This window comes from Parabacteroides sp. PF5-6, assembly GCF_029504695.1.
In the GTDB taxonomy this organism is placed as follows: domain Bacteria; phylum Bacteroidota; class Bacteroidia; order Bacteroidales; family Tannerellaceae; genus QVMG01.
The window spans coordinates 57454-82206 of record NZ_JAQFIN010000003.1 but is presented as its reverse complement, the minus strand read 5'-3'; the positions used below and the strand labels follow the sequence as shown (position 1 = coordinate 82206).

At 49.2% G+C, this 24753-nt stretch carries 17 protein-coding genes; 6 read left to right on the top strand and 11 right to left on the bottom strand.

Annotated features, from left to right (window positions below):
* Positions 1 to 35: 35 nt before the first annotated feature.
* A complete protein-coding gene (gene gyrA / locus M2133_RS04550; protein WP_277464809.1) occupies positions 36 to 2639 on the bottom strand; it encodes a DNA gyrase subunit A in 2604 nt (867 codons plus the stop codon).
* A gap of 205 nt (positions 2640 to 2844) precedes the next feature.
* Between gyrA and M2133_RS04545 the strand changes: the two genes are divergently transcribed.
* Positions 2845 to 5433 (top strand): ATP-dependent Clp protease ATP-binding subunit, encoded by a 2589-nt coding sequence (locus M2133_RS04545; protein WP_277464808.1) that lies wholly within the window; start codon positions 2845 to 2847, stop codon positions 5431 to 5433.
* A 101-nt stretch (positions 5434 to 5534) separates the two neighbouring features.
* Here the strand turns inward: M2133_RS04545 and M2133_RS04540 are convergent, their stop codons facing one another.
* A complete protein-coding gene (locus M2133_RS04540) occupies positions 5535 to 5930 on the bottom strand; it encodes an HU family DNA-binding protein (RefSeq protein WP_277464807.1) in 396 nt (131 codons plus the stop codon).
* A 363-nt stretch (positions 5931 to 6293) separates the two neighbouring features.
* Here M2133_RS04540 and M2133_RS04535 point away from each other — a divergent pair, with 363 nt between their 5' ends.
* Entirely contained in the window at positions 6294 to 7196 is a 903-nt protein-coding gene (locus tag M2133_RS04535; protein WP_277464806.1) for a PfkB family carbohydrate kinase, read from the top strand.
* Here M2133_RS04535 and M2133_RS04530 read toward each other — a convergent pair.
* Positions 7187 to 8785: a M28 family peptidase gene (locus tag M2133_RS04530; protein ID WP_277464803.1), complete on the bottom strand. Its 1599-nt coding sequence runs from the start codon at positions 8783 to 8785 to the stop codon at positions 7187 to 7189. The genes M2133_RS04535 and M2133_RS04530 overlap by 10 nt on opposite strands.
* Positions 8786 to 8846: 61 nt before the next feature.
* Positions 8847 to 11135, bottom strand: coding sequence for a cation:proton antiporter (locus M2133_RS04525; RefSeq protein ID WP_277464801.1), 2289 nt, complete (start codon positions 11133 to 11135; stop codon positions 8847 to 8849).
* A gap of 219 nt (positions 11136 to 11354) precedes the next feature.
* Between M2133_RS04525 and htpG the strand changes: the two genes are divergently transcribed.
* Positions 11355 to 13406, top strand: coding sequence for a molecular chaperone HtpG (gene htpG, locus M2133_RS04520; RefSeq protein ID WP_277464799.1), 2052 nt, complete (start codon positions 11355 to 11357; stop codon positions 13404 to 13406).
* A gap of 80 nt (positions 13407 to 13486) precedes the next feature.
* Here htpG and ppdK read toward each other — a convergent pair whose 3' ends face one another.
* Positions 13487 to 16207 (bottom strand): pyruvate, phosphate dikinase, encoded by a 2721-nt coding sequence (ppdK, locus tag M2133_RS04515; protein ID WP_277464798.1) that lies wholly within the window; start codon positions 16205 to 16207, stop codon positions 13487 to 13489.
* Positions 16208 to 16418: 211 nt separating this feature from the next.
* Between ppdK and rlmD the strand changes: the two genes are divergently transcribed.
* Positions 16419 to 17828, top strand: a complete 1410-nt coding sequence (gene rlmD, locus M2133_RS04510) for a 23S rRNA (uracil(1939)-C(5))-methyltransferase RlmD (RefSeq protein ID WP_277464797.1) — start codon at positions 16419 to 16421, stop codon at positions 17826 to 17828.
* Positions 17829 to 17992: 164 nt separating this feature from the next.
* Positions 17993 to 19351 carry a transporter substrate-binding domain-containing protein gene (locus M2133_RS04505; protein WP_277465099.1) on the top strand — a complete coding sequence of 453 codons (1359 nt, stop codon included), beginning with the start codon at positions 17993 to 17995 and terminating at the stop codon, positions 19349 to 19351.
* An 82-nt stretch (positions 19352 to 19433) separates the two neighbouring features.
* Here the strand turns inward: M2133_RS04505 and M2133_RS04500 are convergent, their stop codons facing one another.
* From M2133_RS04500 to M2133_RS04475, 6 genes are read right to left on the bottom strand one after another with little or no spacing between them, the layout of a single operon-like run.
* Complete coding sequence (locus tag M2133_RS04500; protein WP_277464796.1) at positions 19434 to 19955, bottom strand: ATP-binding protein; 522 nt, start codon at positions 19953 to 19955, stop codon at positions 19434 to 19436.
* Positions 19956 to 19961: 6 nt separating this feature from the next.
* Positions 19962 to 20717: a PHP domain-containing protein gene (locus M2133_RS04495; protein WP_277464795.1), complete on the bottom strand. Its 756-nt coding sequence runs from the start codon at positions 20715 to 20717 to the stop codon at positions 19962 to 19964.
* Positions 20717 to 21052, bottom strand: coding sequence for a DRTGG domain-containing protein (locus tag M2133_RS04490; RefSeq protein WP_277464794.1), 336 nt, complete (start codon positions 21050 to 21052; stop codon positions 20717 to 20719). Before M2133_RS04490 ends, M2133_RS04495 begins: the two co-directional genes overlap by 1 nt.
* Positions 21039 to 22415 carry a [Fe-Fe] hydrogenase large subunit C-terminal domain-containing protein gene (locus tag M2133_RS04485; protein ID WP_277464793.1) on the bottom strand — a complete coding sequence of 459 codons (1377 nt, stop codon included), beginning with the start codon at positions 22413 to 22415 and terminating at the stop codon, positions 21039 to 21041. The genes M2133_RS04490 and M2133_RS04485 overlap by 14 nt, the downstream gene beginning before the upstream one ends.
* A 5-nt stretch (positions 22416 to 22420) precedes the next feature.
* Positions 22421 to 22846, bottom strand: a complete 426-nt coding sequence (locus M2133_RS04480) for an ATP-binding protein (protein WP_277464792.1) — start codon at positions 22844 to 22846, stop codon at positions 22421 to 22423.
* 20 nt (positions 22847 to 22866) lie between these two features.
* Entirely contained in the window at positions 22867 to 23211 is a 345-nt protein-coding gene (locus M2133_RS04475) for a hypothetical protein (RefSeq protein ID WP_277464791.1), read from the bottom strand.
* Between the two features lie 141 nt (positions 23212 to 23352).
* On the opposite strand from M2133_RS04475, the gene M2133_RS04470 reads away from it, so the two are divergent.
* A complete protein-coding gene (locus M2133_RS04470) occupies positions 23353 to 24729 on the top strand; it encodes an aminopeptidase P family protein (RefSeq protein WP_277464790.1) in 1377 nt (458 codons plus the stop codon).
* Positions 24730 to 24753 lie beyond the last annotated feature (24 nt).

The window sequence follows — 24753 nt, the reverse complement described above, 5'->3', positions numbered from 1 at the left end:
GCAATTTCTAATTTGAGAGATTAATATTCTATTTATTATTCTGTTTCTTCTTCACGACCTTCTGAATCATCGTTTGGTTCATCATCATCCGGCAGATCGGCAATCACATCCGGAGTCAGGACGGACTCATGCACTTCCCTTTCCAACAGGGCATCACGTTCCGCTTTTTGTTCTGCTATCTCTTCATCCGTTTCAGACAAGACTTTACATACAGAAGCGATTTCATCGTGTCGTTTTTCCAGATTGATCAGACGAACACCTTGCGTAGCACGTCCTATCACACTGATATCCGCCACTTTCATCCGGATCGTAATACCTGACTTGTTAATAATCATCAGGTCATTATCTTCTGTGACATTTTTCATGGCCACAAGTTTACCCGTCTTATCGGTAATATTAATAGTTTTTACACCTTTTCCACCTCTATTAGTAATTCGGTAGTCTTCGATGTGCGATCTTTTTCCATATCCTTGTTCGGATACAACCAGGATGGTTTCTTTTTCCATATCTTTGATTGTCACCATTCCGATTACTTCATCTTCCTCGTTGTCGAGGGTCATTCCTCTGACTCCGGAGGCGGTTCTACCCATCACCCGGACAGCGCTTTCATGGAAACGGATTGCCCGTCCATTCTTATTGGCAATAAGCACTTCGTTATCTCCATTGGTCATCTTCACCTGGATCAAACCGTCGTCTTCGCGAAGACCGATGGCGTTGACACCGTTCTGACGCGGACGGGAATAAGCTTCCAATAAGGTTTTCTTGATCACCCCTTTCTTGGTACAGAACAAGAGATAGTGTGAATTGATAAACTCGAGATCCGAGGTCAGTTTCTTCACACGGATAAATGCCTGTATCTTATCATCCGGCTCGATATTCAATAGATTCTGGATGGCACGTCCTTTGGCATTCTTGGCTCCTTCGGGTATTTCGTAGACTTTCAACCAGTAACATTTACCTTTTGCCGTAAATATTAATAAGGTAGCGTGCATAGAGGCCGGATAGATATATTCCACAAAGTCTTCATCACGGGTTTCAGAACCTTTAGCCCCTACTCCACCTCTTCCTTGCGCACGGAACTCCGTCAGCGGTGTGCGTTTGATATATCCCATGTGTGAGATGGTGATGATCATTTCATCATCCGAATAGAAGTCTTCCGGATTAAGCTCTTCCGAAGCATAGATAATATCGGTTTTTCGCTTATCGCCGTATTTATCTTTCACTTCCTGCAATTCGTCTTTCACCACCTGCATACAGACATCTTCGTTTTCGAGGATTTCTTTCAAGCGGGCAATCAGTTTTTCTATTTCTTCGTATTCGGCGTGCAACTTATTCTGTTCCAGTCCGGTAAGCTGACGCAAGCGCATCTCGACAATCGCCCGTGCCTGTATATCGGAGAAAGAGAAGCGTTCGATCAACCGTTCGATTGCTTCCTGCGGGCTACGGGAAGAGCGGATAATAGAAATCACTTCGTCGATATTGTCGGAAGCGATAATCAATCCTTCCAGGATATGTGCCCGTTCTTCGGCTTTCTTCAGTTCATAACGGGTACGCCGCATGACCACATCCTGACGATGATCGACAAAAGCTTTGATCATATCTTTCAGGTTCAGCTGTCGTGGACGGCCGTTGACCAGTGCAATATTGTTCACGCTGAACGACGACTGCAAGGCAGTCATCTTATAAAGCTTATTGAGGATCACATTGGCATTGGCATCTTTTTTCACATCCACAATGATTCGCATACCGGAGCGGTCGGATTCATCGTTGACATACGAGATACCATCCAGGCGTTTTTCGTTAACCAGGTCAGCAATATACTTGATTAACTCCGCTTTATTGACTAAATAAGGAATTTCGGTGATCACGATCCGGTCATGGTTCTGTGCCGGTTCAATTTCCGCTTTTCCGCGCAGGATAACACGTCCCCTACCCGTTTCGAAAGCTTCTTTGACGCCGGCATAGCCGTAAATTGTGGCTCCCGTGGGGAAGTCCGGTGCTTTCACGTACTCCATCAGTCCTTCCACATCGATCTCTCCACGGCTATCGATGTAGGCTACACAGCCATCCAGTACTTCGGACATATTGTGCGGCGGCATGTTTGTTGCCATCCCCACGGCGATACCGGAAGCTCCATTGACCAACAGGTTGGGAATACGGGTGGGCAGAACCGTCGGTTCCTTCAACGTATCGTCGAAGTTCAGCTGAAAATCAACCGTATCCTTATCGATATCCCGAAGCATCTCTTCGGCCAGTTTACTCAACCGGGCTTCGGTATAACGCATAGCCGCCGGGCTATCACCATCGACGGAACCAAAGTTTCCCTGTCCGTCTACTAACGGATAGCGTAACGACCAGGGTTGCGCCAAACGCACCATGGCATAATATACGGAGGAATCGCCGTGCGGATGATATTTCCCCAATACGTCCCCCACTATTCTAGCGGATTTCTTATAAGGTTTATCTGAATTGTTACCTAATTCATTCATACCGAACAAAACACGGCGATGAACCGGTTTGAAACCATCTCTTACATCAGGAAGCGCACGTGAAACAATAACCGACATTGAATAATCAATGTACGCTGATTTCATTTCATCCTCAATGTTAATCTTTATAATTCTGTCTTGATCAACCATTTAGCTTTTTATTTAATACACTCACAATTTCATCACTGAAAAACCGCACTAAGGTAAGGCTTTTCCCTTTACTACAAAAGTATTTGGGCCGAAATTTTGCTTCGAAAGGCTTTTCTAAACTCAATTCAAAACAATGGCATGAATTTTGCTGTTTAGATGATAGAGATTATTAATTTTGCATATCTATAGTACATTATATAATAGGATGAAAAGTAACTATTCAAAGAGATTGATCGATGTGATCGAGTATGGCCGGGAGGAGGCTATCCGCCTTCAAAACAGCTATATCGGACCGGAGCATCTGATGTTAGGGATTTTACGGGACGGTGAAGGAAAGGCCATGCAGATCTTGCACGAGTTGAACGTGACCGGCCTGGACATTAAGAGAAAGATTGAAGATGAAATCCGTCATACAATCGAAGGAGAAGACAGTATCCAACAGGAGATTGCCATTACCAAAACGACTGAACGCGTATTGCGTATGAGTATGCTCGAAGCCCGTATGTTTAAGAGTGATGAAACGGATACCGAGCACCTTTTGCTGGCTATTCTGAAAGAAGAGTTCAACGTGGCCGCCCGCATTTTAACGAAAGAGGGCGTGAGCTACCGAGCGGCATACAACTATTTAATAAGCGGAACGGGATTGTCGGAATACGAAGAAGTAGAAGAGATCAGCGACGGCTATACGGACGACGAGGACGAGGATGAAGAAGAATTCGCCTCTCCGCGTGATCCCCGTGGCGGACAGTCTGCGGCTAATCTGCCCAAATCGCCCAACGATACGCCTGTATTGGATAATTTCGGAACGGATATGACCCGTGCCGCGGCAGAGAACCGCCTGGATCCGATTGTCGGACGCGAAAAGGAGATCGAACGCCTGGCGCAGATCTTAAGCCGGCGCAAGAAGAACAATCCGGTATTGATCGGTGAGCCGGGTGTCGGTAAGTCTGCCATTGTGGAAGGTTTAGCTTTGCGCATCACGCAGCGCAAGGTCTCGCGTATCCTTTTCGATAAGCGGGTGATCAGCCTCGATATGGCTTCTATCGTTGCCGGAACCAAGTATCGCGGGCAGTTTGAAGAGCGTATCAAAGCGATACTGAACGAGTTGTCGAAGAATCCGAACATCATTCTCTTTATCGATGAGATCCATACGATTGTCGGTGCCGGCTCGGCTTCAGGTTCAATGGACGCGGCCAATATGTTGAAACCGGCGCTGGCCCGTGGCGAGATTCAATGTATCGGAGCCACCACGCTCGACGAATACCGCAAGAATATCGAGAAAGACGGTGCCCTGGAACGTCGTTTCCAGAAGGTGATTGTCGATCCGACTACGGCGGAAGAGACCTTACAGATCCTGAAGAACATCAAACCGCGTTACGAAGAACATCATAATGTCGCTTATACGGACGCGGCTTTGGTCGCGTGTGTCAAATTGACAGAGAGATATATCAGCGACCGCAACTTCCCCGACAAAGCCATTGACGCGTTGGATGAAGCCGGTTCGCGTGTACATATATCCAACATTATCGTGCCCAAAAGCATCGAAGAGTTGGAAGGCCGGATCGAGGATACCAAAGTAGAGAAGCTGGCTGCGGTCAAATCGCAGAACTTCGAACTGGCCGCGAGCTTTCGCGATAAAGAACGCCAGTATCTGTTGCAGCTCGAAGCCGCCAAAACGAAATGGGAACAGGAGATGCAGGAACACCGGGAAACGGTAGATGAAGAAAAGGTGGCCGAAGTGGTTGCCATGATGTCAGGTGTTCCCGTGCAACGCATTGCTACGGCAGAGAACATCCGCCTGCTTGAAATGGGTGAGATCCTGAAGAAACAGGTGATCGGTCAGGATGAAGCGGTGCAGAAGATCGTCAAAGCGATCCAGCGCAACCGTGTCGGACTGAAGGATCCGAACAAACCGATCGGCACATTTATGTTCCTCGGGCCGACAGGCGTGGGTAAAACCTACCTGGCAAAGAAATTGGCGGAATATCTTTTCGACTCGGCCGATTCGCTGATCCGTATCGATATGAGTGAGTATCTGGAGAAGTTCGCTGTCTCCCGCCTGATCGGTGCCCCTCCGGGATATGTGGGGTATGAAGAAGGCGGACAGCTGACGGAAAAGGTACGCCGTAAACCCTATTCGGTGGTCTTGCTCGATGAGATTGAGAAAGCACACCCGGATGTGTTCAACCTCTTGTTGCAGGTCTTAGACGAAGGACGCTTGACCGACAGCCTGGGGCGCCGGATCGACTTCAAGAACACGATCCTGATCATGACGTCGAATATCGGTACGCGCCAGTTGAAAGACTTTGGGCGAGGCGTCGGTTTCAACACCGCCGGGCCGAACGAGACAGACAAAGACTTCTCCCGCGGCGTGATCCAGAAAGCCTTGAATAAAGCTTTTGCCCCCGAATTCCTGAATCGTGTAGACGATATCATCATGTTCGACCAGTTGGATAAAGCTGCCATTCACCAGATTATCGATATCGAACTGAAAGGACTCTACAAACGTGTCGCAGATCTGGGCTTCCAACTGCGGATCACCGATGAAGCCAAAGACTTTATCGCCACGAAAGGATACGATGTGCAGTTTGGTGCCCGTCCATTGAAACGGGCTATCCAGAAGTATGTAGAAGACGAAATGGCCGAAATGATCATCCGTGCTTCTGTTGGCGAAGGCGATGAGATTGTTGTCGACTTCAACAAAGAAGAACAACAGATCAAGACGCAAGTGGTCAAAAACGAAAATAAAGTCCATCCGGAAGTCCCGAATCCGACGGAAGAGGGTTTGCATTAATACAATAGTGAGTTGCTACAAATAAAGCCGGCGCTAAATCCTTCAGGACTTAGCGCCGGCTTTGTCGTTTTTCCTCCCTATATATCGTTCGCTTGGCCGGACTATGTATTCAACTCCCGTTGCCGAACGAATTCCACCTTCTCCATCTCTTCCTTAAGCCTTACCGAAGGCCGGAAAGAGATGCTTTTGACCTTGACTTTCCTGGGCTTCAGATCCTCTTTCGTACTTACCACATCACTGGTGATCGAAGCCGTAAAGATGCCCAACTCCCCCATCTGAATGCTCCGTCCGTACTTCAGCTCCATCTCGATCTCCTCGGTCAAGGCCTCCAATACTCCTTTTACGTCCGCGCTGGTGAGCGAACACCGGTCGGAAATCTTCTGACACAACGTATGGGTTGTGATCATGCCGGAGGGCACTTTGCCGGCGAAATAACCTGTTTTCTCTTTTCCGGGGATTACACTGACCATCTTTCGGGGTTTGTAAATAATACTCATATCGCTTTTGTTTTATAAGGTTTATATAAACATAAAGATACGGCCGTTTTTACACGATGTCAAGACTTTTTCCGCAACTCCAGCCTCTTTTTTTGACAAAATAAGTCGGAAAAACCAATAAGAGGCAGGTATAAAACATGTAAGAGGTACCTCAAAACAAATTATGACGTACCTCAAAACGGATTATGACGTACCTCATACTCATTTTTGAGGTACCTCTTACCAAAAAACCCGGCCGGTAATGCCCCTAAAAGACCGACGCAGAGCAAAAAATCGCTCTGCGTATTACCCAAATCAGAGCATATGAATTTCCTCGGGGGCTAAAAGTTTTATTATATTTGCACCCTTATAAAACGACACGACATGAATAGACATGAACTCTGCTGTATTGGTCATATCACGCTCGATAAGGTGATTACTCCGCAAAAAGCGGTGGATATGCCGGGGGGAACGGCTTTCTATTTCTCGCAGGCGATCAAAAAGTTTGATGATGTAGACTATGCATTGGTCACTGCAGTGGGAGAAGCGGAGATGCATGTGGTCGAACAGCTCCGTCAGGAGGGTATTCTTACCCATGTCATGCCCAGCCGCCATTCGGTTTGTTTCCAGAACATCTACAAAGAGAATCAGGATAACCGCACCCAGCGGGTGACGGCCAAAGCCGATCCGTTTACGGTCGGTTATCTGCAAGAGATGGATGCGGAGATCTACCATCTGGGCAGTTTGCTTGCCGACGATTTCCCGGCGGAGGTCGTCAAGTTCCTGGCGGGGAAAGGAAAGATATCGATTGATTCCCAGGGCTACCTGCGGGAAGTGCGCGATACGCAGGTGTTTGCTGTCGATTGGCCCGACAAAAAGGAACTTTTGCCTTATATTCATTTTCTGAAGGCGAACGAACATGAGATGGAGGTATTGACCGGATACAACCGGATTGCCGATGCGGCGAAACAGTTATACGACTGGGGCGTGAACGAGGTGTTGATCACATTGGGCAGTCTGGGTTCAGTCGTTTACGACGGGCATGCATTCGCGCGCATCCCGGCTTATACGCCGCGCGAGGTGGTTGATGCCACCGGTTGTGGCGATACGTATATGACCGGCTACCTGTACAAAAGGGCTAAAGGCGCCGATATTGAAGAGGCCGCTTGCTTTGCTGCCGCCATGTCGACTTTAAAGATCGAAAAGCACGGTGCGTTTCAGGGAACCGTCGCCGACGTGATCGCCTGCAAAGCGCATTCCACCAGTTGCCAACTGCCTCACTTATAAAGCTTGGGGTACGGACTGTCGGCACGCGACAGGTAGCGGATCAGCTCGCAGGTCAACTCAATATCCTGCACGACCCCCGACCAATCCCATGTTGGGTCGTAATTGTCGTGAGGCGTATGATATACATTCCGCACAAAATCATTATACGTCTTTTCCGCCCATTCTTTCCCATGCGTTTGACTGTCGTAACAGCCCAATGCCCAGGAAGAAGCCACTCCGGCTTTATAGAATGAATAATGATCGCTCCGGAAAAAGAGACCGGATTCCGGCTCCGGGTCGGGAAGGATATACCGGCCTTGCTTGTCGGCATAGATACCGAACAGCGAATCCAGTTGCGAATGGCCATAGCCGATGATCGTCAGGTCGTTCATCGCCCCGCGCGGAATCATGATATCATTATTGAAGCAGGCAACCGTTTGGCTCATGGGTACGATCGGATGTGCCGTGTAATAAGCGCTACCGATTAGTCCTTGTTCTTCGGCGGTTGGGAAAAAGAGAATAAGGGATCTTTCCGGTTTTATCTGACTTTCTTTTATCAATCGGCCGATCTCGAAGGCCCAGGCGATGACCGTTGCGTTATCGACGGCTCCGTTGAAGATCGAATCTCCCCTACTCGCTTCGCCAATCCCGAAGTGATCCCAGTGTCCGGCAACGACGATCGCTTCCTCCGGCCGTACACTTCCTTTCCAGATGCCGGCGACATTGTGGGAAACATTGCGCACCACTGTGTTTTCAAGCGTAACGCTGATCGATGCCTGCATCGGAAACGCGTTGACCGCCCGGCGGGCCGACTGGCGACGGAGCTCTTCGATATCGTATCCCAAGCGATTGAACAATCGCTCGGCTGCTGCGGCAGAGATCCAACCGGCCAGCTTGCAACGGTCCCATACCGTAGCGTCGTCGATATAGAGATGGGAACTGATCGCGCTGTTGCGTGGCACGTTATAGCCATATCCTGCCCCGGTCTCTTCGTGAATGATCAGGATGCCTTCGGCACCCAACTCCGCGGCTTTCTCAAACTTATACGTCCACCGCCCGTAATAGGTCATTTCTTCGCCTTTGAACAAGGAGGGGTCGCCGGTGTACAGTCCGGGGTCATTGATAAATACCACAAGGGTCTTGCCTTTCAGGTCCATCCCTTCGAAGTCGTTCCATCCGTACTCCGCTGCTTCGATGCCGAAACCACAGAATACCAGTTCGGAAGCCTCGATCGTTATCTGCTCCGCAGGATACGGCGCGTGGATGGCAATCTCATCGGGTGCATCGAATACAATCGTTTCGTTGCCGAGCGCGATCGTACAGGCGCCCTTAACCCGGGACGTAGCTTCCAGTACGGGTACTTCCTGTAAGTACGAATCGCCGAAGCCCGGCGCGTAACCGATCTTCTGCAGCTCTTCCTGTAGATAGTTTAGGGTGAGTGCTTCTCCTGCAGTGAATGGTTTTCGGCCCATGAACGCATCAGAGCCTAAGGTGGAGCAAATCCTTTTCAGGTTGTCGACGGATACTTCCGCATTTTTATCAGATAGGTGGGAACAAGCGACCAGAAGGGACAATAATCCCGGCAGCAGGTATGCAAGAGGAGTTTTCATGTTGGCGTTTTTTAGGTTTAACAGAAGCAAATATAGTATTATTTCTTTTCCGCCGGATCGCTTAGTGATTATTTAACGCCAGGGGGATACCTATTCCCATGTTCTCTTCGAAAGCATTGAGCTTCTCTTTCTCGCCAGCCAGTAAGAGTGTGTCATGTGCTTCGAAGGTGAAGTCCGGAGCGATCGTGATCGTGGAGACATCGTCGCGCTCGATATTGATAATCATGCATTCGGTGCGGCGTTGTATGTCCAGTTCCTCAAGGGAACGGCCAATCATAGGCGAGCCGTTCTCCACGATGTATTGCGAAAGGCTGACATGGCATTGCGGAAGATCTTCCTCTACCGTCCCCTGCTCGCGATAGGCAATGAGCTGAATCATCTTTTGCAGGTTCTCATCCGATCCGGCAACAATGATCTTATCGAAGGGGTAAAGCCGTTCGTCGGCCTCAGGGATATTGATCTTCCGGCTGCCCCGAAGGATGGTGACAATATGTACGCCCAGGTTCTTACGCATATCCAGTTCGCGTAAAGTGCGCCCGGCCTTGGGCGAAGCGGGCGATACCTCAATCTCTTCCAGATGAATGTCTTTCGACAGGAGCGCATGGGCGATCTTGGGATGGATAGGCGCTTTGCGTTCGTCGGCGTACTGTTTCTGGTTCAGGTTCGCCAGAAACTGGGCTTCCATCATACGCGATTGCGTCTTAAAGCCCTGAAAGAAGATAATAAAAGTGACTACCCCACCGGAAATAACGAATTGCAGGATCATCGTATTGGGAAACAATGGCACCAAGACCATCATCACCAGAGCAATGCAGATCGTTACCCGCAAAGCAATCAGCGAGATCAATGCACCCCGGTTGAAATGATTATCACTCCACAGTTTGCGGAACTCTTCCGAACGGTTCTTCTTCATCATGATGGCACGCAGGAAAGGAGCGATCAATAACAAGGTCAGGGCGGCGGCGAGTGCACGTCCCCAGACGGTCGGGATATAAGAAAGGATGAAAGGCGTGAATACCTGTTCGCACAGATAGATCACTGATAAGGAAATCACGGCGTAAACCAACGTAAACTGCAGGCTACTCTTCAATAGACGGGTCCAATCGTTCTTTTTGTTGACTACTTTCAGGTTCGACGAGGCATAACCTTCGATCAGGCGCCCCCATGGGGAAGGGATGTAACGTTCGATAAAGTGGTACAATGGCGTAGATAGCTTGATGAAGTAAGGCGTAGTAAAGGTCGTGATGATCGAAACCGCCACGATGATCGGATAAAGCGAGTCGCTGATCACTCCCAGGCTGTTCCCCAATGTAGCAATGATGAAAGAAAACTCTCCGATCTGCGCCAGACTGAAGCCTGCCTGCAAGGCGACTTTCAAGCCCTCGCCCGAAGCGAGCACACCGATCGTGGCAAAGATCACCCGACCGATCAATACCACGAAGGTAAGGATCAGTATCAGACCAACATTCTCAACGATCACACCGGGATTCAGCATCATTCCGACCGAAACGAAGAAGATCGCACCGAACAGGTTCTTGATCGGCTCAACCAGGTGTTCGATCTGCTTCACCTTGATCGTCTCCGCCAGGATAGAACCCATAATGAACGCACCAAGAGCAGCGGAGAAGCCGACCTTAGAGGCAAACAATACCATACCCAGGCACAAACCGATGGAAACGATCAACAGGGTTTCGTCGTTGAGGTAGCGCTTCAGTTTCTTCAGCAGGGTAGGTATCAGGTAGATGCCTACGATAAACCAAACCATCACGAAAAAGATCAAGCGCAACAGGCTGTTCAACAATTCCATCCCTTCGATCGTATGACTGACAGCCAAGGTAGAGAGCAACACCATCATCAGGATCGCCGCCAAGTCCTCCACGATAAGCATGCCGAACACAATGCCTGCAAAACGCTGCTTCTGCAAACCCATATCATTGAACGCTTTGATAATAATAGTCGTCGACGACATCGAAAGCATCCCGCCCAGGAAGAGACTATCCATCTGCGACCAGTCTAAAAGCTGCCCTACGATATAACCGATCAGGATCATCGAACCCATATTGATCAATGTGGCAATGGAAGCCGTGCCACCTACGTCCATCAGTTTCTTGAAACTAAATTCCAGGCCCAAAGCAAACAAAAGGAAGATCACCCCGATCTCCGACCAGACTTCCACGTTGCCCATATCGGTGACGGTAGGCAGAAACGTGATGTGAGGACCGGCAATAAAGCCCGCAACGATATAACCCAGAACGACGGGTTGCTTCAACCATTTGAATAAGATTGTGGCAATGCCTGCGGAGATGAGAATTAACGCCAGGTCGCCAATAAAGTCATGTAGATGCGTCATAGTCAGATTTTATTTATGTTACAAAGATACGAAAAAGGAGGAATTTTGCAATAGAAGGTGACAGATCTGACACTGCAAAATTGGCAGAATTAGATAAAAAGAGAGCGATTAAGGCCTTTGGCATTTATTTTGCTGATAAGAATAGCGAGTGGCTACCCCGAAGTGGGTTCAACTTTAATAAGAAGTAAAACAACCAATATATATTAAATAAAAGAAATTATGAGTAAACAAGGAAACATTGGTGTTACAAGTGAAAACATCTTCCCCATTATCAAGAAGTTCCTTTACAGTGACAATGAGATTTTCTTACGTGAGTTAGTATCCAACGCGGTCGATGCGACGCAAAAGCTGAAAACACTGGCTTCTGTCGGCGAGTTCAAAGGTGAACTGGGTGATCTGACCGTTCGCGTGAAGTTTGACGAAGAGAAAATAACGATCTCCGACCGGGGCATCGGTATGACAGGCGATGAGATCGATAAATATATCAATCAGATCGCTTTCTCAGGTGCGGAAGAGTTTGTAGAGAAATACAAGAACGATGCCGCTTCCATTATCGGGCATTTCGGGCTGGGTTTCTATTCTTCTTTTATGGTTTCCAAACGGGTAGAGATCATCACCCGCTCCCATCAGGAGAATGCGGTCGCCATGAAGTGGAGCTGCGACGGTTCGCCCGAATATACGATGGAAGAGACTGAAAAAGAAGACCGCGGAACGGATATCATTCTCTATATCGACGACGAAAGTAAAGATTTCCTGAACAAACAGAAGTTGGAAGGTCTATTGACCAAATACTGCCGCTTCCTTCCGGTGCCTATCGCTTTTGGCAAGAAACAGGAATGGAAAGATGGTAAGTATGTCGATACGGATGAAGACAATATCATCAACGACACCACGCCGGCATGGACCCGTAAGCCGGCCGAGATGACCGACGAAGACTATAAAAAGTTCTATCAGGATCTTTATCCGATGAGCGAAGAACCGCTGTTCTGGATCCATCTGAATGTGGATTATCCCTTCAACCTGACCGGTATCCTTTATTTCCCGCGCATCAAGAGCAATATGGACCTGCACCGCAACAAGATTCAGTTGTATTGCAACCAGGTGTTCGTTACCGACTCGGTGGAAGGTATCGTACCCGAATTCCTGACTTTGTTGCACGGGGTGATCGACTCACCGGATATTCCGCTGAACGTTTCCCGTTCCTACCTGCAAAGCGATCAAAACGTGAAGAAGATCTCCAGCCATATCACCAAGAAGGTGTCCGACCGCCTGGAAGAGATCTTCAAGAAAGATCGCCCTTCCTTCGAAGAGAAATGGGACAGCTTGAAACTCTTTATCCAATACGGTATGCTGTCGGATGAGAAGTTCTACGAACGTGCCGCCAAGTTCGCTTTATTAAAAGATGTGGACGATAAGTATTTCACTTTCGAAGAATACCGGACACTGACCGAAAGCAATCAAACCGACAAAGAAGGCAACCTGATCTATCTCTACACCAACAGTAAAGAAGAACAGTACAGCTATATCCACGCCGCGAAAGACAAAGGCTACAGTGTCTTGTTTATGGACGGTCAACTGGATTCGCACGTGATCGGGCAGTTGGAACAGAAGTTCGAAAAGACCCGTTTTGTCCGGGTCGACAGTGATGTGGTCGACAACCTGATCCGCAAAGAAGAGAACGGTAAGATTACTTTAGATCAAGAGCAGCAAAACGCGCTGAACCAAATGTTTAAGAGCCAGATGCCAAAGATGGAAAAGACTGAGTTTATGGTTGCTTTCGAAGCTCTGGGGGAAAATGCGAATCCGGTCATGCTCACGCAAGGCGAATATATGCGCCGGATGCGCGATATGGCGGCGATGCAACCGGGCATGTCGTTCTATGGTGAACTGCCCGACAGCTACAACCTGGTATTGAATACCGACCATGCCCTGATCCAAAAAGTATTGGCCGACGAAGAAATTGCTCTGAATGAGAAACTGGCGCCTATCACCGCTGATATCAAAGGCTGGGAAGCCCGTCAGGCCGATCTGCGTGAGTCTCAGAAAGATAAGAAAGAAGAAGAGATCAGTACGCAGGAGAAAGAAGATATGACGAATACGAACAAAAAGTTGGATGAACTACGTGAACAGCGTGATAGCATCATTTCCGAATATGCCGCCTCCAACAACCTGGTAAGCGAATTGATCGACCTTGCCCTATTGGGTAACGGCATGCTCAAAGGCGAAGCCCTGAGCCGTTTCATCAAACGCAGCGTACAGATGATCGGATAAAAAAGGATATATAAAGGGTATATAAAAAGAGATCGTCCCTCGAGGGAACGATCTCTTTTTGTATGTATTCTCAAAGATTCTTAGTCTTCCAAAGCAGCCTGAGCAGCCGATACGCGGGCGATAGGCACACGGAACGGTGAGCAGGAGACGTAGTTCAGACCTACCTTATGGCAGAACTTCACCGAAGAAGGTTCGCCACCATGTTCGCCGCAGATACCGCATTTCAGGTCAGCACGTGCTGCGCGGCCTTTCTCGGTTGCCATACGTACCAATTGGCCTACGCCGTTCTGGTCTAACACTTGGAACGGGTCGAACTTCAGGATCTTCTTTTCCAGGTAGATCGGCAGGAAGGAAGCGATATCGTCGCGAGAGTAACCAAAGGTCATCTGCGTCAAGTCGTTTGTTCCGAACGAGAAGAACTCGGCATGCGAAGCGATACGGTCGGCAGTCAAGGCGGCACGTGGGATCTCGATCATTGTTCCCACCTTGAAATCGATCTCATCACCCATTTCAGCGAACAGCGCCTTGGCGGTGTCACGGATGATCTTTTCCTGTTCCAGGAATTCGTATACGATACCGGTCAGCGGCACCATGATTTCAGGAATAGCCGTTACGCCTTCTTTCTTCAGTTCCAAAGCAGCGCCAAGGATCGCGCGGGTTTGCATTTCCGTAATTTCAGGATAGGTATTACCCAAACGGCAACCACGGTGTCCCAGCATCGGGTTGAACTCTACCAAGGCTTCTACACGACGACGAATCGTTTCCACCGGCAAGCCCATAGCTTCCGCCATTTCGTTCTGGCCTTTATCATCGTGGGGAACGAACTCATGCAAAGGAGGATCCAACAGACGTACAGTCACCGGACAGTCGTGCATCGCTTTGAAGATACCTTTGAAGTCTTCTTTCTGATACGGCAAGAGTTTCTCCAACGCTTTCTTACGGTCTTCCAACGAGTCGGCCAGAATCATCTCGCGCATGGCACGGATCTTATCGCCTTCAAAGAACATATGTTCCGTACGGCAAAGACCGATACCGCAAGCACCAAAGTTACGGGCTACCGTTGCATCGTGCGGCGTATCCGCATTGGTACGAACGCCCATCTTGGTATATTTATCCGCCAGTTTCATCAGTTCTTCGAAGTCGCCGGTTACTTCGGCTTCCATCGTTTTCACCTGGCCGTCGTATACTTCACCGGTCGTTCCGTTCAAAGAGATAAAGTCGCCTTCGTTGAATACGCGGCCATCGATCTCTATGGTTTTCTTCTTGTAGTCGATATTCAAAGCGCCTGCTCCGGATACACAGCACTTGCCCATACCACGTGCCACAACAGCAGCGTGAGAAGTCATCCCACCACGAGCGGTAAGGATTCCTTCGGCAGCCGCCATACCGGCCAAGTCTTCGGGAGAGGTTTCGATACGAACCAGCATGACCTTTTTACCGGCTTTATACCATTCGGTCGCGTCTTCGGCGAAGAATACGATCTGGCCCGTTGCCGCACCCGGAGAAGCCGGAAGCCCTTTGGCCAATACTTTTGCACTCTTCAAGGCAGCTTTGTCGAATACCGGGTGAAGCAGTTCGTCGAGTTTCAACGGCTCGATACGCATTAATGCAGTCTTTTCGTCGATCATGCCCTGACGCAACAGGTCCATAGCGATCTTTACCATTGCTGCACCGGTACGTTTCCCGTTACGGGTTTGCAAGAACCAGAGCTTGCCTTCCTGAACGGTGAATTCCATATCCTGCATGTCGCGGTAGTGGTTCTCCAGTTTCGTTTGGATGGCATCCAGTTCTTTATAGATCTCCGGCATCGCTTCTTCCATAGAAGGATACTTTGTGGCGCGTTCTTCTTCAGGGATACCGGCACGCTCGGCCCATACCTGTGAACCGGCCTTGGTGATCTGTTGCGGCGTACGGATACCGGCCACTACGTCTTCACCCTGTGCGTTGATCAGGTATTCACCGTTGAACTCATCGTCTCCGTTTCCGGCATCGCGAGAGAAACATACACCTGTAGCGGAAGACTCACCCATATTACCGAAGACCATCGCTTGTACGTTCACGGCCGTTCCCCACTCAGCAGGAATACCTTCCATCTTGCGATAGAGGATAGCACGGTCGTTCATCCAGGAGTCGAATACCGAACAAACGGCACCCCACAACTGTTCGTAGGCATCGGTCGGGAAGTCTTTGCCGGTCTGTTCTTTGACAGCCGCTTTGAACTTACGCACCAGTTCTTTCAGGTCATCCACCGACAATTCATTGTCCAGATGAACACCTTTGGCTTCTTTTACTTCTTCGATGATCGCTTCAAACGGATCGATCTCCTCTTTGCTGGTGGGTTTCATACCCAATACCACGTCGCCATACATCTGCACAAAACGACGGTAAGAGTCCCAGGCAAAACGGGCATTCCCTGTTTTGCGTGTCATTCCTTCCACCACTTCGTCGTTCAACCCCAGGTTCAGGATCGTATCCATCATACCCGGCATCGAAGCGCGTGCGCCTGAACGAACGGAAACAAGTAACGGGTTTTCTATATCACCAAACTTGGAGTTCATCAGTCCCTCAATCTCTTTAATTGCCTTCTCCACATCGGTCTTAAGTAATTCAACCACCTTGTCTTTGCCCAGTTCATAGTACTCGGAGCAGACTTCGGTTGTGATCGTAAATCCCGGAGGCACGGGTACGCCGATCAGGTTCATTTCAGCAAGGTTAGCACCTTTTCCTCCCAGCAGGTTTTTCATCTCTGCTTTTCCTTCGGCCTTTCCATTGCCGAAAGTGTAAACTCTTTTTCTTTCCATAAGAATAAATAAGATAGTGTATATAGTATAATAGTTGGCTTTCCTCTCGCTTTTGCCATGTCGAGTTTGCAAAGATACGAATAGTTCTCTAATTCACAGCATAACTTTCAATCGTGAAAAAGAATTAATAATGTGTTTTATAACTATATGGAAGCAGAGATAAAGCTTAAATGCGTACATTTGCGTGGCGAAATTTTTAAACGTAAAAACATTGGCAAGGAAAAACAAACAGCTCCCCCTGTTGGAAAAGGTAGAAATAACCGATATAGCCGCTGAGGGTAAGGCGATTGCGAAAGTAGATGAGAAAGTAGTCTTTGTACCTTTTGTCGCTCCCGGCGACGTAGTAGACATCCAGATAACCCGTAAAAAAAACAAATATGCGGAAGGACGAGCCGTCTTTTTCCATACATATTCCGAGCAACGAAGCGAGCCTTTTTGCGAACACTTCGGTACGTGTGGAGGCTGTAAGTGGCAACATATCCCTTACGAAGAGCAGATCCGCCATAAACACAAACAGGTGATCGACAACCTGACCCGCATCGGGAAGATCGAAGCCGAAGAGGTATTCCCTATTCTGGGATCGGAGCGAACGACGTTCTACCGCAATAAACTGGAGTACACTTTCTCGAATAAGCGTTGGCTGACCGAAGAGCAGATCAAGTCGGGCGAGTCGTTTGCGATGGATGGCCTGGGTTTCCATATCCCGGGTATGTTCGACAAGGTATTGGATATCCGCAAGTGTTGGCTACAGGATGACATCTCCAACCGGATCCGTCTGGCTGTTCGGGAGTACTGCCTGAGCCATGAAGGTTATCCGTTCTTCGACTTGCGCAATCAGGAAGGACTGATGCGTACGTTGATGATTCGTACCACTTCGACCGGTGATCTGATGGTGGTGGTCGTATTCTTCTACGAAGACCGCGAACGCTGCGAGGCGCTCCTCTCCTACCTGGTGGAGCAGTTCCCGGAAATCACTTCCCTGCAATATGTGATCAATGGCAAGGCCAACGATACGATAACCGATCAGGACGTGATCGTCTTCCACGGCAAAGACCATATCATCGAACAAATGGAAGGCCTTTCCTTTAAGATCGGTCCCAAGTCGTTCTATCAGACCAATAGCGAGCAGGCGTATACCTTATATAAGGTCGCACGCGAATTTGCCGGCCTGACCGGTGATGAATTGGTGTACGACTTATACACCGGTACAGGCACGATTGCCAACTTCGTTTCCCGCCAGGCGCGTAAGGTGATTGGCATCGAATACGTGCCCGAAGCGATCGAAGATGCCAAGGTGAACTCCGCCTACAACAAGATAGAAAACACCTTGTTCTTCGCCGGTGACATGAAAGATATCCTCAATGAAGACTTTATCACGGAACATGGCCGTCCGGATGTGATCATTACCGATCCGCCCCGTGCCGGCATGCACGATGATGTGATCAAGACTATCTTGTTTGCTGCTCCCGAGCGGATTGTGTATGTAAGCTGTAACCCGGCGACACAGGCGCGCGATCTGCAGTTACTCAACGATCTGTATGCTGTAAAGAAAGTACAGCCCGTCGATATGTTCCCCCATACACACCATGTGGAGAACGTCGTCTTATTGGAGAAAAGATAATGTTTTTAATACATAAAAAACAACCTTTCCACCACCGCAAGCGGCGGTTCCCAATTCCCCTCCTGCCTGAGGAGGGGTGCCCGAAGGGCGGGGTGGTGGGAGTCCAGGAGAGGAGCCGAAATAGTATTTCATCGCTATTAAAATGGAGTACCTTTTTTCTTTTACTGATTACATTATCCGCTTGTCAATCTAGGGAGAAGAAAAAGGAAGCAGTGCCTTTATCCAAAGATCTCCCCCAACTGATTGAAGAAGGGGAAATCACCGCTGTTACCCTGTATAGCTCAACGACATACTTCCAGTACAAGATGGATGAGATGGGTTATGAATACGACCTGATCAAAGACTTTGCCCGGAGTCAGGGGTTGAAATTAAAGATCAAGGTGGCAGAGAACAGTTCACGCCTGATCGAGATGTTACAAGCAGGCGAAGCCGACGTGGTGGCCTACCCCATTCAGGTGACTAACACCTTGAAAGAGACTGTTCTCTTCTGCGGCCGCGAAACCCAATCGACGCAAGTATTGGTGCAACGGACCAACCGGGGCGATACGATCCTGAAAGACGTGACGGAGCTGATCGGTAAAGAAGTACACGTACAGGCCAACACCCGCTATGCCCGCCGGTTGGAGAACCTAAACAAAGAACTCGGCGGCGGCATCCATATTCAATACATCGCCAAGGACACCGTTGCAACGGAAGACCTGATCGAGATGGTCTCTACGGGCGAAATCCCCTATACGATCAGCGACGATAAAACCGCCCGGCTCAATAAGACATACTTCTGGAACATCAACGTCGATCTTCCCGTTAGCTTTATGCAACGCTCTTCATGGGCAGTAAATAAGCACAGTCCGTTATTGGCTGCCGCTATTGATGAATGGGCTTCCGGACAAAGTGGGAAGCAGAACTACCGGGCGATCGTTAAGCGTTACTTTGAACTGAGCAAACAACCCCTCGAGTCGACGATGCCCGAAGTGAAAGACGGGCATATCTCTCCTTACGATGATCTTTTCAAGAAATACGCCTCCCTCCTGGGTTGGGACTGGCAGCTCTTAGCCTCTATCGCCTATCAGGAGTCGCATTTCAATCCGCAGGTAGTCTCCTGGGCGGGTGCGGAAGGACTGATGGGCATTATGCCCAATACGGCACGGGCTCTGGGGGTTAGTCCGCATGAACTGAAAGACCCGGAAGTGGGGATCCGTAGCGGAGTTGAAGTGCTTCGCCGCTTCCGTCAGGGCTTTTCTAAAGTAGAAGACCCGACCGAGAAGATTAAACTTACCTTAGCTTCCTACAATGCCGGTATCGGGCATATCTACGATGCCCAACGCTTAGCGGAGAAATACGAACTGGATCCTAATGTCTGGGATAAGAATATCTCTGAATGCATTCGCTGGAAGAGCGACCCCGCCTATTATAACGATCCGGTCTGCAAGCACGGTTATCTGCGCGGACGGGAGACGTTGAACTACGTGTATGAGGTGATGAACCGCTATAACTATTATAAGGAGAAGACGAGTAAGCCCTAAAAGGAGTTTAAAGGATTTAAGGAGTTTAAGGGGATTAAGGAGTTTAAGTTTAAGGGGAAAAGAGATTTAAGGAGTTAAATCTTTAATGAAGGTTTTCCCGAATCATTTCTTCTAACCACACCGTCACCTTGGGCAGGCTTAGCGGGATGCCATCCAAGGCTTCTTTTATTTCTTCGGTACTAATTATAAAAGTGTTTTGATCGGTTTCATAACGGAAACAGATGTTCACTTCGGGATTGCCGGTGATTGTTGTGGCAACGGTTGCCGCCAGGTCGCCCCAGGGGGGACAATCGATATGGCTGGCGATAAAACGGGCCGACACATCGGTTCCTTCGCCAGGAACGGAAGAGATCACGACCTTTCCTCCCGTCTGTTCGGCGTTCTGGATCAGGAAAGGCAGGCCCAGTCCTACTTTTCGGGTGGTGCGGGTGGTATAGAAAGGATTAGTCACCCGTTGCAGGGTTTCCTGATCCATGCCGCAGCCATTATCCTTTACCTCGATAGTAATCGTCTCTTTTACAGCTATGGCAAGCGTCACCTGCGTGGCACCTGCCCGAATACTATTCGCTACAATATCTGTGATATGAAAACTCAGGTTGTTCATTTTCTTTTAGAATTCACCGCCAAAGGTAGAAGAGATCGAACAGCCCTCCTGCCGGCGAAAGGCACGCGCCAGATTCTCAAAGGTAAGTGAAGGGACTTTGAGTAATGCGCAGGGATCGCCGATCTGATCCGGATAATGGGCGTCAGAAGCGCTGTACTGCGTATAATTATTCAGATAGGAATGGCCTTTCAGAAGCTTTTCGAATCGCCGTTGGCTGTTATACTCGATGGCGTCGATCGGCAAGGCGGGATCGATAAAACCCAATTGCCCGATCACACTATTGGACGGACGTTCTACATGTGCCGGGATAAACAGACAGCCCAACTGTCGGGCATAGGCCGCGACCTGATCGATGCTCTGCCGGATCGCCGAGATCAACAAATAGGGATAAGTGCCCTGTATCTCTTCCCGCCGGTTCACCCATACCTGATCGCCAAAGCGTTCCGGGTCATTGGGAATAGGCGGTAGATGTTTTTCAAGATAGGCTTGGAACTGCTGCCGCACTTCCTCCGAAGGAAACAATACGATGCAATGCGCCTCTTCCCGTGTGGTTACTTCCACCCCGGCAAAGACCGTCAGGCCCGCCTCCTTCCCTAACGCCTGTATCTCGGGGCATTGTAAGGTCGTATTATGATCGGTAATGGCAATGGCCGACAAACCATTATGAATAGCATTACGCACAATAGCCGACGGGCTCATCTCCAGATCCCCACAAGGAGAGAGACAAGTATGTATATGCAGGTCGACCCAGTACTCGTTCATCACGCTTTCAATAACTGATAGATCAAACCACTTACCTCAAAGGCCGATAGTTCGGTTCCAAGAATAGGAATAGCCTCTTCCCTGCCTTTGTCCAACATCTCATCGTCCGGCTCATAACCATTGACGATCAAGACAGCGGCAGCATCTTTCAACGAAGCGACCGCCACCACGTTCTGATGGGTCTGCATCGTCACCCAGATCATACCCTCTTCGATATTACCCATCACATCACTCAATAGATCACTGGTGTAGCCACCGGTTACTTCATTCGTTACTCCCTCTTCTCCGCAGAAAAGGGTCAGCTCTAACTTCTCAATCAGTTCATTGACCTTCATATTTAGCTCCTTTCTTATAACAATCTTTATTTAAGCGGTCTTTGCCCCATGTCTTTTCGATCAGGCGGAAAGCATGTTCTTTATCCAGCTTGCCATGCTTCTCCATATTGCGTTGCATAAAGATGCAATCGCTGAACTGGGCTTCCTGGCGCACGATATCCTCGGCCAGGTTGCGGCAGTTGGGGCTTCCGCAAGCGCCACAGTCGATGCCGGGCAGGAAACACATCATATCCCTCACCTGCTCCATCTTTCGCAGTATCTCTTCCCGGGTACCTTTGTACAACAATTTCGTTTTAGGCTGAATAGGTGGCATGGTGATATGTTGTTTTAGATACGCCAAGGCTTCCAGGTCTTCCGAAGCATAGATCATCGGGATCTTATCGCGGTTTTGCGAACGCTTCATCATACGTTCGGCAGTCAGGAAGCGGTTGGCTACGGTCAATACACCTCCGGCACAGCTTTTATTACAAGCCCTGAGCTCGAGAAAGTCGACATTGCGCACTTCATCGGTCGTCTCCATCCGTTCCAGGAAGTCGATCACATTGTGAATCTCATCGATCGCCAGGCTACGGCCGGGGAAGTGTTTGGCTTCTCCTCCGGTCTGGCTCCAGCGCATCTCTTTCTTGGTCAATGAAGGCGGCATCTTGCAATCGATGGTATAGTCTTTCGGGCGGTTCTTCAACACATGGTATACCTTATTATATAATGTATCCATATTGATTACCCCTTTGATAGCCGAGGTATACCCCTCCTCTCCTTTCAGGGCAGCGATCTTCGCGGCACAGGGCGTGACGTAGAAGATGCCGATATCGTCGACCGCTACACCCTGGTCTTCCAACACCTTATGGTAATAGGTGGCTGAAGCGTTCACCGGTGGTTTAACCAACAGGATATTATCGACCAACATCGGAAAGCGAATCTGGATCAATCGCACAATGGCCGGACAGAACGAGCTGATCACCGGCTTCTCCTCGGCATGCTCCATCTGGCGCATCATCTCCCGGTGCACCATATCGGTAGAAAACTCCACCGGGAAGACATGGGTAAAGCCCAATTCATAGATAGCGCTGATGATCTCTTCTTCGGTGGTGTACTTGGAGAACTGCCCGGTGAACACCGTCGGCAGTAAAGCGACCCGACAAGGATAGTCGAAGATCTTACGGAAGTCGTCTTCTTCGACGTAGATCGCCAGCGTTGGACAAGTCTTCAGGCATTCTCCGCAATCGACACACCAGTCTTTACGGATCTGTGCTTTCCCGTCGCGGATGCGGATGGCTTTTGTCGGGCATTTAGTCATGCAACGCGTGCAACCCAAGCAACGGTCATGATCTATCTCCAGGGCATGATAAAACTTCTCTTCCATGGTTCTTATCCTCCTTCATTCGTAAACCGGGTGATCATACGGACATTCGTTCCGACACCGATACGACTCTCTATATGTAGTTCGTCTACGTTCTTTTTCATATTGGGCAACCCCATACCCGCACCGAACCCCATCTCACGCACAGCCGACGAGGCCGTCGAATAGCCTTCTTGCATGGCCAAAGGAATATCCGGGATGCCCGGTCCTTCATCGTTGAGTGTCAGGGTGATCTGATCGGCCTCCACATCCGCCAATACCTCTCCTTTCCAGGCATGGGCCACCACATTGACCTCGGCTTCATACAAGGCCACCACAATCCGCTTGATCACTTTCGGATCAACAGACAATTGCTTCAGTGTCTTTTTGATTTCACTCGACGCGTATCCTGCTTTGGAGAAGTTTCCTCCTTCCAGTTCATATCTGAACAGCATAGACTTATCCCCCTTCCTCGTTAATAAATGGGTTTTAATCCATTCGTATATAATTCGCCTACCGTACGAAACATAGAGTGTTCGGTGGTCATCAGAACCATCTGGTTCTCATTAGCCAACTCGATCATATCGGGCGTGACCTTCTTGCCACGCACAAAAAGGATACAGCCGACTTCGGCCATCTCCGCCGTGCGGATGGTTTGCAGATTACATAATCCGGTGATTAACAAAACATCATTGCAGTCCAATGTAAGCACATCACTCATCAGGTCGCTGGCAAAAGCGGAGAGCAACTCTTGCTCTTGCCCATTCTCTCCGCATACGACAGTTGCTTCGGTCAGCATCTGTATCTGTTGAATATTCATAATCTCTTTCTTATTAGTATATAAGGCGCTCAAACAAACTCTCTTTCGCAATGCAATATAGGAATAAATAACAAATTTCCAATTGTCAGTTCTTAATTTATCCCTATATTTGGTCGCATCTATAAACAAAAAAGACAAACTATGTTCGCAAAAGAAACTTACATCGCCCGCCGGGCGAAGCTGAAACAAGCCGTTGGATCAGGCTTATTATTGTTTATCGGCAACGACGAAGCCGGTATGAACTACGCCGACAACACTTATCATTACCGGCAAGACTCCACCTTCCTTTATTTCTTCGGACTGCCCTACGACGGGCTTTCGGCGGTGATCGATATCGATAACGACCGGGAAATTATCTTCGGTGATGAATTGTCGATCGATGCCATCGTATGGATGGGCACGCAACCCACGCTGAAAGAAAAGAGTGAATTGTCGGGCATGAAAGAGGTATTGCCCGCCAAAGAGATCGTAGCTTACCTGAAGAAAGCACAAGAGAAGAAACAGGAGATCCATTACCTGCCGACTTACCGGCCGGAACATCAGATCAAACTGCAGAACTGGCTGGGTATTTATCCGGGAACCGAGAAACCGTCCGTGCCGTTTATCTATGGCGTGGTCAACCAGCGAAATTACAAGACGGAGGAAGAGATCGTCGAGATCGAAAGAGCATGTAACGTAACGGTCGATATGCACGCAGCAGCCATGCGCATGATCCGTCCGGGTATCAAAGAATATGAAGTGGCCGCCGTTGTGGCCGAAGCGGCCAAGAAACAGGGTTGCGAACTCTCTTTCCCGATCATTGCTACGATCAACGGGCAGACGCTTCACAACCATTACCACGGCAATACGCTCAAGAGCGGCCAGATGCTTCTGCTCGACGCCGGAGCGGAGACCGATTCCTGCTATGCCGGCGATATGTCATCGACCATTCCGGTCGATTCGAAGTTTACGACCCGCCAACGGGATATTTATGATATCCAGGTCGCTTCGCACGAAGCAGCCGTTGCCGCTCTGCGTCCGGGCGTTAAGTTTGAAGACGTCTATGACCTGTCACTGACGGTGATTATGGATGGATTGAAAGAGCTCGGCTTTGTGAAAGGCGATACCAAAGAAGCCGTTAAAGCCGGTGCCGCTGCCCTGTTTATGCCTTGCGGACTGGGCCATATGATGGGTATGGACGTGCACGATATGGAAAACCTGGGTGAAGTCTACGTCGGTTACAACGGACGGCCGAAAAGCACACAGTTCGGACGCAAGTCCTTGCGCCTGGGACGCGAATTGGAACCGGGCTTTGTATTGACTATCGAGCCGGGTATCTATTTCATCCCCGAACTGATCGATCTGTGGCGCAAAGAAAACCGCTTCGCCGAGTTTATCAATTACGATAAGGTGGAGACGTACAAAGACTTCAGCGGTATCCGCAACGAAGAAGACTTCCTGATCACCGCCGACGGCGCCCGCCTGTTGGGTAAGAAATTGCCGCTTCACGCCGAAGATGTGGAAGCCTTGCACTGCTAAAATAACTGTCCGAGGAAAAAAGAG